At 67.1% G+C, this 13,043-nt stretch carries 10 protein-coding genes and 1 pseudogene; 8 read left to right on the forward strand and 3 right to left on the reverse strand.

The features are described from left to right. Positions 1-113 precede the first annotated feature (113 nt). On the reverse strand, positions 114-2,276 hold the full coding sequence (locus tag I9P22_RS19910) for a TonB-dependent receptor (protein ID WP_199261402.1): 2,163 nt from the start codon (positions 2,274-2,276) through the stop codon (positions 114-116). Between the two features lie 431 nt (positions 2,277-2,707). Beyond that, complete coding sequence (locus I9P22_RS19915) at positions 2,708-3,766, reverse strand: IS110 family RNA-guided transposase (protein WP_199261404.1); 1,059 nt, start codon at positions 3,764-3,766, stop codon at positions 2,708-2,710. Positions 3,767-3,883: 117 nt separating this feature from the next. Between I9P22_RS19915 and I9P22_RS19920 the strand changes: the two genes are divergently transcribed. From I9P22_RS19920 to I9P22_RS19935, 4 genes are read left to right on the forward strand one after another with little or no spacing between them, the layout of a single operon-like run. After that, positions 3,884-5,218: a flagellar hook protein FlgE gene (locus I9P22_RS19920; protein WP_199261418.1), complete on the forward strand. Its 1,335-nt coding sequence runs from the start codon at positions 3,884-3,886 to the stop codon at positions 5,216-5,218. 46 nt (positions 5,219-5,264) lie between these two features. Continuing rightward, positions 5,265-6,722 (forward strand): flagellar hook-associated protein FlgK, encoded by a 1,458-nt coding sequence (gene flgK, locus I9P22_RS19925; protein WP_199261406.1) that lies wholly within the window; start codon positions 5,265-5,267, stop codon positions 6,720-6,722. After that, positions 6,719-7,738 (forward strand): flagellin, encoded by a 1,020-nt coding sequence (locus I9P22_RS19930; RefSeq protein ID WP_199261408.1) that lies wholly within the window; start codon positions 6,719-6,721, stop codon positions 7,736-7,738. The genes flgK and I9P22_RS19930 overlap by 4 nt, the downstream gene beginning before the upstream one ends. Continuing rightward, a complete protein-coding gene (locus I9P22_RS19935) occupies positions 7,735-8,835 on the forward strand; it encodes a flagellar basal body P-ring protein FlgI (RefSeq protein WP_199261410.1) in 1,101 nt (366 codons plus the stop codon). The genes I9P22_RS19930 and I9P22_RS19935 overlap by 4 nt, the downstream gene beginning before the upstream one ends. 122 nt (positions 8,836-8,957) lie before the next feature. On the opposite strand, the gene I9P22_RS19940 is transcribed toward I9P22_RS19935, so the two are convergent. After that, positions 8,958-9,608, reverse strand: coding sequence for a carbonic anhydrase (locus tag I9P22_RS19940; protein ID WP_199261412.1), 651 nt, complete (start codon positions 9,606-9,608; stop codon positions 8,958-8,960). A 143-nt stretch (positions 9,609-9,751) separates the two neighbouring features. Here I9P22_RS19940 and I9P22_RS19945 point away from each other — a divergent pair, with 143 nt between their 5' ends. From I9P22_RS19945 to I9P22_RS19960, 4 genes and pseudogenes are all read left to right on the forward strand, one after another. Continuing rightward, positions 9,752-10,129: a hypothetical protein gene (locus tag I9P22_RS19945; protein WP_199261414.1), complete on the forward strand. Its 378-nt coding sequence runs from the start codon at positions 9,752-9,754 to the stop codon at positions 10,127-10,129. Positions 10,130-10,200: 71 nt separating this feature from the next. Beyond that, the gene (locus I9P22_RS19950; protein ID WP_199261416.1) at positions 10,201-11,604 is read left to right on the forward strand and encodes a leucyl aminopeptidase family protein; all 1,404 of its coding nucleotides are present in this window, start codon (positions 10,201-10,203) and stop codon (positions 11,602-11,604) included. Then, a complete protein-coding gene (locus I9P22_RS19955; protein WP_332909048.1) occupies positions 11,601-12,452 on the forward strand; it encodes a C40 family peptidase in 852 nt (283 codons plus the stop codon). The genes I9P22_RS19950 and I9P22_RS19955 overlap by 4 nt, the downstream gene beginning before the upstream one ends. Before the next feature lie 28 nt (positions 12,453-12,480). Beyond that, a pseudogene (locus I9P22_RS19960) lies at positions 12,481-13,043 on the forward strand (saccharopine dehydrogenase); the annotation flags it as partial.

Raw genomic sequence — 13,043 nt, forward strand, 5'->3', positions numbered from 1 at the left:
CGCCAGCCGCAGCCCGCCGGCCGCGCAGGCCGGCCGCACCCCGCCGGTCACCGCACCGGCCGCCGCGCAGGCGGCGGCCAGAAAGGCGCGTCGGCTGAACCCGCAGGCGGCTGTCACCATCGACGGCTCAGGCTGGCCTGCACGGTGCGGCCGTCGCCGTAATAGCTGGAATTCAGCCCCACGGCCGAGATATAGGCCTCGTCCGTCAGGTTGTTGACGTTCAGCCGGGCGATCACGCCGTTCTCCCATTCATAGCTGGCGCCCAGATCCACCAGCGTCACCGCCTCGAGCCGCTGGCTGTTCGCGTCCGAAGCCCAGCGAGAGCCGATATAGCGGATGCCGCCGCCCAGTTGCAGCCCCTGCATCGGGCCGGAGCGGAATTCACGCGACAGCCACAGGCTGGCGGCGTGGCGCGGGGTATTGGCCAGCTCGTTGCCGTCGTTGTCGCCCGAGATCTCGGTCGAGGCATAGGTATAGGCGCCCTTCACCGACCAGCCCTCGGCGAACTCGGCCACGCCTTCCAGCTCCAGCCCGCGAATGCGCGCCTCGCCGATCTGGCGGGTGCCGGTGATGGTGCCGCCCTCGACCTCCTCGGTGACCGAGGTGTTGCGGTCGGTCTCGCGCAGCTCATACAGCGCCGCGGTGAGCAGCCCGTCGAACCCGGCGGGCTCGTATTTGGCGCCCAGCTCGAACTGCCTGCCATGGGTGGGCTCCAGCGGCTCGTTGTCGATGTCGAAGCCCGGCTGCGGCAGGTATGAGGTCGAATAGGACGCATAGACCGACATTCCGTTGTCCCACAGATAGCCCAGGCCCAGGTGCCCGGTCAGCTGCTGATCGTCGCGGGCGTAATCGGTGGTGCCGAAATTCGTGACGCTCTGACCGCTTTGCCGGGTCCATTCGTAGCGCAGCCCCGCCGTGGCGCGCCAGTTGCCGTATTCGATCTCGTCAAGCGCATAAAGGCCGACCTGGGTGGCATCGACCGACTTGTCCGCCGTGTACCACGGCGCCGGCACCGTCACGCCGCCATAGGCGGGCGCGGCATAGTCGATGGGCGCGATGGTGGAAAAGCCGGTATAGGCGCGTTCGCGCAGCTTCTGCGCGTCAAGGCCGAAGGTCAGCTCATGCGTCACCGCCCCGGTCGTGGCGCTGCCCGCCAGCCGCAGGTCGGTGGCGATGGCGCGGAAGCTTTCCCGCTGGGTGATGGCACCGCGCCCGACCAGGGTGTCGCCGAGCAGCGGGTTCAGGTAGATGCTGTCGTAATCCCAGTCGAAATCGGTATAGTGGAAAGTGTTGTTCAGCCGCCAGCCATTGCCGAAATCATGCGTCAGCCCGAAGCTGAACGTGGCCATCTTGCGGTCGCTGAAATTGACCGAATCGTCGCCGAAATAGAACTCGCGCAGATCCTCGGCATCGACCAGGCCGACCAGTTCGTTCGGCACCCCGGTGGGCGAGATCGGCGCATCGTCGTGATAGCTAGCCATGAATTCCAGCTCGGTCGCGTCGCTCAGCGCGTAGCTGGCCGACAGGCCCAGATAGCCGCGCCGGTTGTCGATCTCCTCGACATCGGTCTTGCTGTTGCCGGCCTTGGCGGTGACGCGATAGGCGAAGCGGTCGTCCACGACCCGGTTCGCATCGCCATGGACCGCGGCCGAGCCCTTGCTGTCGGCGCTGAAGCCCAACTCGGTGAAATCGCCATCGGCCTGGGCGCGCTTTTGCACCATGTTGACCAGGCCGGCGGGCGTTCCCGCCCCGTAAAGCACCGAGGCCGGGCCGCGCAGCACCTCGACCCGTTCCAGCCCGTAAAGCTCGAAGGACGGGGCGCTGGTCGGGAACTGGGTCGAGCGCATCAGCCGCAGCCCGTCCAGGAACTTGTCGTTTTCCAGGTTGAAGCCGCGCAGATACAGGCTGTCGAAGCGCGGATCGCCGCCATAGTTCTCGGTGACGATGCCGGCCGAATAGCTCAGCGCCTCGGACAGGTTCGTCGCCCCCTGTTCCTCGATCTGCGCCCGCGGCACGACCGAGACCGAGGATTGCGTCTCCAGGATCGGCCGGCCGGTCTTGGTGGTGGCCGAGGAGCGCGCCACCGTGCCCTCGAGCGGCGCGTTGGGGTTCTGGAAGCCCTCGATCGTCACGGGATCAAGGACGATCGCGCCGACGAAGGTGTCGCGGCTGGGTTCGGTTTGCATGTCCTGCTCTTGCGCGAAGGCGCCTGGCGCCGCCATGGCGATCACGCTGGCGCTCAGGAAAAGCGGGGCGACTCTGGTCATCCTGATCATGGTCCATCCTGGAAAATTTCCGAGTCTTCTTTAACTGTTTCTGTGGGTGTGAAGAACGCGCCCAGTGCCACCTGCGATCAACTTGCCAGTGATCGTGGGCGTTCGCAACAAGCTGCAGCAGATCAATCCCAGTCTATCGGTCTTCCGTGGGTCCGAGGCATCAAGCCGGAGGACACGCCATGAGCGGATCATCGACATCACCCCGAGCGGCTCACGCTTCTTTCCGTGGTCGATATCAGGATCGCCACAAGCAGGGATCGGAAGGTTGGGCGGCCAAGCTAACTCGCGTCTTCGCTGTCGCTAAATGCGATGCGGACAAGATTCTGAACGTACTCACCCGAACCCTCGTCCCCTCGGGGGACATCTCTCCGCCGCAGCGGATCTCTCAGCCTCTGTCAGCCGGCATCCATGCGAATGACCGACAGGGGAACTTAGACGCCGGGTACGGGACTGGGCGCGATGGCCTGGCCGTTACCCGTTTTCCAGAGGAAGGTGGTGCCCTCGACCCAGATGCGGTGCATCAGCACCGCCATCCGGCGCGCGAGCGCGGTGACGGCACGCTTGTGACCCCGGTTCTTCGCCAGCCGCATGCCCCATGCCCTCAGCGAAGACCAACGCTTCACCCTGGTGAGCAGGATGTGCGCGGCCTCGTAGAGCGCTGCCCGCGCCATCGCGTCGCCGCTCTTGGACACTCGCCCGTTCCAGTCGACCTCGCCGGACTGGTAGGCGCGCGGCGTCAGCCCCAAATGGGCACCGACAGATTTGGAACGCCGGAACCGCGACGGCACGTCGATGGTCGCTCGATAGGTCAGCGCCACGATCGGACCGACACCTGGAACCGACATCAGCCGGCGGCATACGTCGTCGTCACGGGCGAAGTCCATCGCCACCTTCTGCAGGTTGGCATATTCCAGAGCCAGGGCACGCCTCGCGGCGAGCATCGGATTGAGGGCGCGCATCAGCATCGCCCGATCGCCAGCCAGTTCCAGGACGCGCGCCTCGAAGTTGCGTTTGGAAACGACGCCCATCTTCAAGCCGAAGCTGCGCAGCATGCCGCGGATCGCCAGCTCGATGTCCATCAGCTTGCGCACCAGCGTCTGCCTGGCCACCAGCAGGAAGCGCAGTTCCTGCGCGGTTTGCGTCTTCACGTGCACGGCGCGGAACCAGCCAGTGCGCATGATGTTGGCGATCCCGCGCGCGTCGTTGCGGTCGGTCTTGTTCGGCATGGCCGACAGCGCTGCCTTGGCGTGTCGCGTCTCGATGCACACGACCGGCAGCCCGGCCTCAGCCATTCCGCCATACAGCCATTGCGACGGGGCTCCCGCTTCAAGGCCGATCCGCTTCATCGCCATGCCGCATTGGTCGAAGAATGCGACGAGATCGTCGGGCTCGGAAGCAACCTTTGCCTCCTTCACCACGGTGCCATCTGCATCGACGATGCAGATGCTCGTCATCTCAAGGGAAATATCCAGTCCTGCAAAGTAGTCCATCGTCTCTCTCCATTCCGGTTGGTGGTGGACCGGCACGAGCCGATCAGATCGCCGTTCACGGTATGGCCAAGAGCGAGTTCTTCACACGCGACGAGAACAGAAACAGTTACCCCAGCTATCTCATCTGCCCTCAGCGCCGGGGTGTCCGGGCTGGCCGCCAACTCGACCCGGCTGGCCAATATCTCGGACAACATCGCCAATTCCAGCACCTACGGCTACAAGCGCGTGGACACCGATTTCGAAAGTATGGTGATCAACCAGGGCCGCGGCGGCGGCCTGTACACAGCGGGCGGGGTCCGCGCCACCACCTCGCGCGACGTGGACGAACGCGGCAACCTCGTCTCCACCTCGCAGCCGCTGGATATCGCCATCACCGGCCGAGGCATGCTGCCAGTGGTGAACTCCTCGACCCTGCTTTCCGGGCCGACGACGCCGCGCGACCTGGTCATGACCCGCACCGGCTCGTTCCGCCCCGATGACGAAGGCTATCTGCGCACCAGTTCGGGCCTGGTACTGATGGGCTGGCCTGCCAATGCGGATGGCACCATCCCGGCGCAACCGCGCGATTCCGCCACCGGCCTGCAGCCGATCCGCATCAATCCCAGCCAGACGGCCGCGGATCCGACCACCCGCATCAACCTGGGCGTCAACCTGCCGGCAACCGACACCGTCGGCGGCGCCAGCGGCGATTCGCGAGAGATGGAGGTCGAATATTTCAATAATCTCGGCGGGTCCGAGAAAATGACCATCACCTTCACGCCCGATGTCTCCGGCACCACCGGCACCCGTTCGAACAGCTGGACGATGGAGATCCGCAATTCCGCCATCATCGATGATGCGGGCACGCCAGCCGATGAATCGCTGATCGGCACCTATACCCTGACCTTCGACGCCAGCCAGTCGGGCGGCGGCACCCTGGCCAGCGTCACCGCCGTATCCGGCGGCGCCTATGACGCGGCCACCGGCACCATCACCGTGCCCGGCGCCAATGGCCCGATGGCGATCAACCTGGGACGATACGGCGACCGCCAGGGCCTCACGCAGCTCAGCACCGATTTCTCGCCCGCCAATGTCACTAAGAACGGCTCTCCGGTCGGCAACCTGACCGAACTGGAGATCGACGAGAACGGCTATCTGCAGGCCACCTATGACACCGGATTCACCCGTACACTCTACCAGATTCCTGTGGTGGATGTCCCCAATCCGAACGGCCTGATCGCCATGGACAACCAGACCTACAAGGTCTCGCCGGACTCCGGGGCGTTCTACCTGTGGAACTCCGGTGATGGCCCGACCGGCGCCATCGCAGGCTATGCCCGCGAAGCCTCGACCACCGATGTCGCGGCCGAACTGACCGACCTGATCCAGACCCAGCGCGCCTATACCTCGAATGCCAAGGTCATCCAGACGGTGGATGAGATGCTGCAGGAAACGGCCAATCTGAAACGCTGACATCGCCGGGGCCAATCGCCCCCTCACATGAACCCGGAGCCTTCGCATGAGCATTTCCTCCGCCATTTCCAACGCCATTTCCGGGCTGACTGCGGCTTCGCGGGGGACCGAGATCGTCTCCTCCAACATCGCGAACGCGCAGACCCCCGGTTACGCGCGACGAGAGCTCGATCTCTCGCCGCGCACGGCCGAACGCGGCGGCGGCGTCAGCGTCGACGGCGTCAGCCGCGCGATCAATGCCGGACTGCTTGCCGACAACCGCTTGGCCGAGGCAGATGTCGGCGCCTCGACCACCTTGTCGACCTTTCACGCGGCCATCGAGAAGACCTTCGGCACCGGAACCGAAGCCTCCTCCTTGGGCCAGATCCTCACCGCCTTCGATTCGGCCCTTGTCTCGGCCGCCGCGCGCCCGGACAACGAGGTCCGGCTGGCAAACGTGCTCGGTTCCGCAACGGATCTGGCCGACAAGCTCAACCAGATCTCGAGTGCCATCCAGGCCGAGCGAACCAGCGCCGAAGAAGCGATCCGCAAGGACGTATCGCGCCTCAATACCGCGCTTGGCCAGGTCGCGACGCTGAACAAGCAGATCGTCAGCCTAGCGGCGCAAGGCAAGGATGTCTTGGCGCTTGTCGACGCCCGCCAGACCGCCATCGACGGCATCGCGGAAATCGTGCCCGTCAAGGAGGTCCCGCGCGAGAACGGCCGCATCGCGCTGTTCACCTCGGGCGGCGCCATCCTCCTTGATGGCAGCGATCCGGCCCGGATCGCCTTTGACAGCACCTCCGGCATCACCGCAGACATGACCGTCGGCAATGGCGCGCTGGCCCGGCTGTCCTTCAACGGCAAGCCGCTGACCGAGGGACAGATGGCCATGTTCGCGGACGGAACGATCGGCGCCAACTTCGCTATCCGCGACGAATTGGCCCCCGCCTATCAGCAGCAGATCGATGCCTTCGCCCGCGATCTCTATGACCGCCTGTCCGCCACCAATGTCGATCCTTCGCTGAATGCGGGGGGGCCGGGCCTCTTCACCGATGCCCAGGCCGCCTTCGACCCGGCGCAGGAGACGGGCTTCGCCGGCCGGATCGCCGTCACGGCCCTGGTGGATCCTGCAGTCGGCGGGGATCTGTGGCGGATCCGCGCCGGGATCAACGCGACCGATCCCGGCAATGCCGGGGACAGCGCCGTGCTTGGCAATCTCAGCGCGGCGCTGGCCGCTTCGCGCATGCCATCCTCCACCACGCTGTCGCAGACCCCGCGCAGCCTGCAGACGCTTTCCACGGAACTCGCGTCGAATGCCGCCACAAGGCGCGTCCAGGCCGAGGCGGCGGCCCTGCAGGACAATACGCATCGCGACAGCCTCCAGACCGCGCTGCTTGCAGACGGGGTGGACACCGACAAGGAAATGGAAGGCTTGCTCGCCCTGGAACGGGCCTATTCCGCCAATGCCAAGGTCTTCCAGACCGCCAACGATATGCTCGACGCTATCCTGAGGTTGACATGACTTCTTTCAGTTCAATCGGTGACCTGTCCCGCTCGTTCCAGTTCCGGCTCGGCCAAAGCATGCTGAAAAGCAGGCTGGACCGCCTGACGCAGGAAATGATGACCGGCATCCAGTCGGACATCCCCGCAGCGCTTGGCGGGGACTTGTCCAGGATTTCCCATATCGAGGCGCGCCTGAAGATGCTCGACAGCTTTCAGTTGAACGCCTCCGAGGCCGAGATCCAATTCAACGGCATGCAGACGGTGCTGGAAAGCATCCAGGCCACTGTCGACGACCTGGGGCCGCGGCTGCTGAGCGAGGTCAGCGCCTCGGGGGACAACGATCTCCGGGCGCAGCTGGGCGATATCGCGCAAAGCTTCCGCTCGATGTTCGACAGCTTGAACACGAATATCGCCGGCCGCTATGCGTTTTCGGGCAGCCGAACGCAAACCGCGCCGCTGGGCAGCTTCGACGACATGATGGCAACGCTCGGCAGTGCCGTGGGCGGCGCCACCGCTGCCAGCGACATCGCCGCGCGCATCGATTCCTGGTTCGACGCCCCCGCAGGCAGCGGCGGTTTCGTGGATACGATCTATCAGGGCGACGATACGGGAACCACCGAACTTGCCGTATCGCCCGATCGGCGCGTCAGCATGAGCCTGACCGCAAATTCGGCAGAGCTTCGCGATAGCCTGAAGGGCATGGCGATCATGGCTTATGCTGCCGATAACGGCGCGGCCATTGACGCTGCCAACTTGCGCGATCTTTTCACCGAAGCAGGCTCGCGTCTGGTGAAGGGAAGCGTGGGGCTGATCCGGGCGCGCGCCGATCTGGGCCAGCGCCAGGCGGTCGTCGCACAGGCGCAGACCAGGAACGCGGCGGAAACGACCTCTCTTTCGGTGGCTCGCGGCAACCTGATCAATGCCGATCCCTACGAAACCGCGACCGCCCTGGAGGAGACCGAGGCCAATATTCAAAGCCTCTATGCCCTGACCGCCCGGCTTTCAAAGCTGAATCTGACGGATTACCTATCATGAGGGCACTCTGCTTCCTTCTGGCCCTGCTGAGCTTTGCCCAGCTCAGCGCCGCGGCACCCGTGCGCATCAAGGACCTGGCGAATATCGACGGGGTGCGCGGGAACGACCTTGTCGGCTACGGGCTTGTGGTCGGGCTCAGCGGCTCGGGCGACAGCTTGCGCAACTCGCCCTTCACGGAAGAGATCATGGCAGGCCTGCTCGAACGGCTGGGCGTGAACGTGACCGAGGAAGCCTTTCGCCCCAAGAACGTCGCCGCCGTGATCGTCACCGCCACCCTGCCGCCCTTTGCCCGGGCCGGGTCGCAGATCGACGTCAGCGTGGCGGCGATCGGCGATGCGAAAAGCCTGCTGGGCGGCACGCTGGTGATGACGCCGCTGAACGCCGCGGACGGAGAAATCTATGCCGTGGCCCAGGGCTCCGTCCTGGCTGGCGGGGCCGAAGCCTCGGGCGCGGCCGCCTCGGTGGTCCAGGGCGTCCCCACGACCGGAACGATACCCTCGGGGGCCCGGGTGGAACGCGAGGTCGCCTTCGATTTCTCGCAGATGACCAATCTGCGGCTGGCGCTGAGAAATCCCGATTTCACTACCGCTGCCCGCATCGAGGCTGCCATCAACCGTCAATTGGGACATGGTCTGGCCGAACTGGTCGATTCCGGCACGGTTGCCATCGATTCCACGGTCCTTGGCAATGTCAATCCTGCGCGGTTGATGGGACGGATCGAGAACATCACCGTCGAACCCGAGGCCGCGGCCCGGGTGGTGATAGACCACAAATCCGGAACCATCGTCATGGGTGAGGACGTGCGCATCTCGCGGGTTGCCGTTTCGCAAGGCAACCTGACGCTCCGCGTCCGGGAAACGCCGGCGGTTTCCCAGCCGAACCCCTTCGCGCCGGGGGAAACGGTGGTGGTGCCCCGCACCCAGGCCGAGATCACCCAGGAACCCGGCATCGGCTTTGCGGAAGTGTCCGGCGAATCCTCGTTGTCGGACGTCGTGGCCGGGCTGAACGCCCTGGGCATCCGGCCCCGGGACATGATCGACATCCTGAAGGCCGTCCATGCCGCGGGGGCGTTGCATGCCGAGTTCATCGTGAACTAGAAGCCGCCGGCCCGGCGGGACTGGCACGACATCTCGACCCGCGGGCCAGCCAACCGGGCACCGATCCGGCGGATCGGCGCCGGCCCTTCCGGGCAGCATCCGCGGATCAGCGGCCCCGCGGGTCAGACGATGGGCGCGAAGCTGTCGGCCTGGCTGTCGTATTGCTCGAGCGTGCCTTCGGCGATGTCGTGCAGCACGCCATGCAGGGACAGATTGCCGGTCTCGACCGCCGCCTTCACGAAGGGGAAGGTCAGCAGGTTCTCCAACGAGATCAGGACCGCCTGCCGTTCCAGCGCCCGGATCTGCTGATCCTCGGGCAGCGCCGCCACCCGTTCGTATCCCGGCCGCAGGATGTCCATCCAGCGCCCGACAAAGCTGGATTTCTGCTCGAGCTCCGGCGCGTGCCCCGAGCACATGGCATGGCAGCCCTGCACGCCGCCGCAGCTGGTATGCCCCACGACGATCAGATGCGCGACCTTCAGCGTGTTGACCGCGTATTCCACCGCGGCCGAGGTGCCATGCTGCTCGCCATCCGGGGCATAGGGCGGCACCAGATTGGCGATGTTGCGGTGGATGAAGAACTCGCCGGTATCCGCGCCGAAGATCGAGGTGACATGCACGCGCGAATCGCAGCAGGCGATGACCATGGCGCGCGGGTGCTGGCCGTCCTCGGCCAGACGGCGATACCAGACACGGTTCTCGACGAAAGCCGTCGCGCGCCAGCCGTGATAACGCTGGACCAGGTATTGCGGCAATGGACGTGCTTGTTTCATTGCTTCCTCATCTACCGTTCGCGCGTTTGATAGCCGCTGATCCGATAAAGTTCGAGAGGTTTCACACGGCGCGCCTAACCTTTTCTTGATGGATTGATGCGAGCTTGCGCAACATGGCGCGATGCCCCGAACTGGGAGAGCACATGACCAAGATTGCGTTTCTGGCCGTGGACGAGACCGTCCACATCGACGTGCAGCGGCTGGAGCAGATCGTCCGCGAACTGGGCGAGGCGACGGCGGCGCAGGTCGTCGGCGCGGCGCTGGAACAGCTTGCCCTGGCGCTGCGCCGCACCATCGCGGCCGTCCAGCAGGACGATCTTGGCGCCGTGGCCGCGCATGCCGACCAGTTGTCGCGCCTGGCCTGGCAGGTCGGGCTGGCCTCTCTGGCGGGGGTGGCGGTCGATGTCGGGGCCTGCGCCGAGCGCCGGGACCGCACCGCGCTCGGCTCGACCGCCGCCAGGCTGGAGCGAATCGGCAATCGCTCGCTGACCGAGCTTTGGGACCCGGTCGAGGGGGCGTGATGGCGGCGACCCTTGCAGCAGACGGTCCGGGCGCTAGGCTGCGGCCAACGGAACCGAGCACGAGCAGAGAGATGATTCCCGAATTCGCCGATCCCGATGCGCCTTCGCTTCCCCTGTGGCTGGTCAGGAATGGCGGGGCAGGCGCGGAATTCCCGACCGGAATCGACGGCCGGTCCGCAAACTGGGCCAGGGCGCAGGGCTTTGCCGCGAAACCCGGCCAGCTCTGCCTGCTGCCCGGCGAGGACGGCGGCCTGGCCGGGGCGCTGTTCGGCCTTGGCCCGGCCCCGAAACCCGGGGATCGGCCGGCGCGCGAGCGTTTCCTGCTGGCCCGCGCGGCGGAAAGCTTGCCCGAAGGCAACTGGCGCCTGGCCAACGCGCCCGAGGGATTGGATCCGGCCTTGGCCGCCCTGGGCTGGCTTTTCGCCCGCTATCGCTTCGACCGCTACAAGACGCTCGAGCCGCCGCGCGCCCGGCTGGTCTGCCCCGCGGGCGTGGATGGCGCGCGGCTGATCGCCATGGCGGCCGGCGAATACCTGGCGCGCGACCTGATCAACACCCCGGCCTCGGACATGGGCCCCGCCGAGCTGGAGCAGGCGGCGCGGGACCTGGCCCAGCGGCACGGCGCCGCCATCGAGGTCACCCGCGGCGAGGCGCTGCTGGCGCAGAACCTGCCGATGATCCATGCCGTCGGCCGGGCCGGCGCGCAGGAACCGCGGCTGATCGACATCCGCTTTCCCGGCAGCGGCCCGCGCCTGACCCTGGTCGGCAAGGGCGTCTGCTTCGACACCGGCGGGCTCGACATCAAGCCGCCCGCCTCGATGGCGCTGATGAAGAAGGACATGGGCGGCGCGGCGAATGTCCTGGGCCTGGCCGAAACCCTGGCGCGGCTGGGCCTGACCGGCGGCATTGCCCTGCGGCTGCTGATCCCGGCGGTGGAAAACGCCATATCGGCCAATGCTTTCCGGCCCGGCGACATCCTGACCAGCCGCAAGGGCCTGACGGTCGAGGTCAACAATACCGATGCCGAGGGCCGGCTGGTCCTGGCCGATGCGCTGGCGCTGGCCGACGAGGAGGCACCCGCGCTGCTGGTCTCGATGGCGACGCTGACCGGGGCGGCGCGGGTGGCGCTGGGGCCGGACCTGCCGCCGTTCTTCTGCGACGACGATACCGTCGCCGCCGCCATCCAGGCCGCCGGGCACGCCCATGCCGATCCGATCTGGCGCCTGCCCTTCTGGGAGCCCTACGAGACGATGATCGAGCCCGCCATCGCCGACCTGGACAATGCGCCCTCGGGCGGCTTTGCCGGGGCGATCACCGCGGCGCTGTTCCTGCGCCGCTTCACCGGCCGGGCCCGCAGCTACGCGCATTTCGACATCTACGGCTGGCAACCCAGCGCTGCGCCCGGCCGGCCCAAGGGCGGCGCGGGCCAGGGCATGCGGGCGCTGCTGCACGCCCTGCCGGAGATCCTGACGTGACCGTCGCGACGGATCGCCGCCTGACCCCGGCCACCGAGCGGGTGGCGCTGGAATCGCTGCGCGGTGGTTTGGTGCGCCCGGCCTATACGCCGGGCCGGCCGATGCGGCTGGGCGCCGCCCTGGCCGATCTTTGCCGCGCCCCGCAGGGCGCCCGCGACCGGCAGCTGAATTTCGGCGCCGATCTGACGGTGATCGACCAACAGGGCGACTGGACCTTCGTGCAGGCGGCGGCGGATGGCTATTGCGGCTGGATCCGGACCGAGGCGCTGGCCCCCGACCTGACGCCGATCACCCATCGCGTCAGCGCCCCGGCCACGCATGCCTATGCCGAACCGGACCTGAAGACGCCCGAGCGGATGCTGCTGTCGCTGGGTGCACGGCTGTCGGTCACCGCCACCCAGGACGGCTTCGCCCGGCTCGCCCAGGGCGGCTGGGTGCCGGTCCAGCATATCGCCGACCGGCCCGAACCGGACCCCGCCGCCGTGGCCGAGACGCTTCTGGGCACGCCTTATCTCTGGGGTGGCAACAGCCGCAGCGGCATCGACTGCTCGGGTCTGGTCCAGGCGGCGCTGGCCGCCTGCGCCCTGCCCTGCCCCGGCGACAGCGACATGCAGGAGGCGGCCTTCCCGGTGGTCGAGGGCGAGATCCGCCGCAACGACCTGCTGTTCTGGCCCGGCCATGTCGCCCTGGCCCTGGATGCCGGGCGGATGATCCATGCCACGGCCTATGCCATGGCCGTCATCATCGAGCCGATTTCCCAGGCGATGGCCCGCATCGACGCCGCCGGCCAGGGCCCGTTCCGCGGCGCCCGGCGGCCGCCGCTTGCCATGCAGGGGCAGTTTCCGTGATGCTGGCAAGATGAAAGGAGGGGCGAGCATGGTCCATCTCTGGGTGCGCAGCGAAAGCCGCGCCAACGAACAGCGTGTCGGCATCACCCCCGAAGGGGTGCGCAAGCTGATCGCCCGCGGCTTCCGCGTCACGGTCGAGGAAAGCCCGCATCGCATCCTGCCCATCGCCGGCTATGCCGAGGCCGGCGCCGGGATCGCGCCCGAGGGCAGCTGGCCGGAGGCCCCGCCCGAAGCCATCATCTTCGGCCTCAAGGAACTGCCCGGGGACGAAACGCCGCTGCGCCATCGCCACATCATGTTCGGCCATGCCTTCAAGGGCCAGCCGGCCGGGCAGGCGCTGCTGCGCCGGTTCCGCGAGGGCGGCGGCAGCCTCTACGACCTGGAATACCTGACCGACGAGGCCGGGCGCCGGCTGGCGGCCTTCGGCTACTGGGCCGGCTATGCCGGGGCGGCGGTGTCGCTGAAGGCCTGGGCGGCGCAGCGGCGCGGCGGCCTTTGCGGGCCGGTCCGGGCCTGGCGCAACCGCGAACTGCTGCTCGAGGAACTGCGGGCCGAGCTGGACGCCACCGGCGCGCCGCGGCCGCGCGCCAT

Source organism: Paracoccus binzhouensis, assembly GCF_016446475.1.
Classification (GTDB): Bacteria; Pseudomonadota; Alphaproteobacteria; order Rhodobacterales; family Rhodobacteraceae; genus Paracoccus; species Paracoccus binzhouensis.

Coding starts and splice junctions, on each gene's coding strand:
- I9P22_RS19945 (WP_199261414.1), top strand. CDS start 9,752: ATGACCAAGATTGCGTTTCTGGCCGTGGACGAGACCGTCCACATCGAC.
- I9P22_RS19935 (WP_199261410.1), top strand. CDS start 7,735: ATGAGGGCACTCTGCTTCCTTCTGGCCCTGCTGAGCTTTGCCCAGCTC.
- I9P22_RS19950 (WP_199261416.1), top strand. CDS start 10,201: ATGATTCCCGAATTCGCCGATCCCGATGCGCCTTCGCTTCCCCTGTGG.
- I9P22_RS19940 (WP_199261412.1), bottom strand. CDS start 9,608: ATGAAACAAGCACGTCCATTGCCGCAATACCTGGTCCAGCGTTATCAC.
- I9P22_RS19910 (WP_199261402.1), bottom strand. CDS start 2,276: ATGATCAGGATGACCAGAGTCGCCCCGCTTTTCCTGAGCGCCAGCGTG.
- flgK (WP_199261406.1), top strand. CDS start 5,265: ATGAGCATTTCCTCCGCCATTTCCAACGCCATTTCCGGGCTGACTGCG.
- I9P22_RS19915 (WP_199261404.1), bottom strand. CDS start 3,766: ATGGACTACTTTGCAGGACTGGATATTTCCCTTGAGATGACGAGCATC.
- I9P22_RS19930 (WP_199261408.1), top strand. CDS start 6,719: ATGACTTCTTTCAGTTCAATCGGTGACCTGTCCCGCTCGTTCCAGTTC.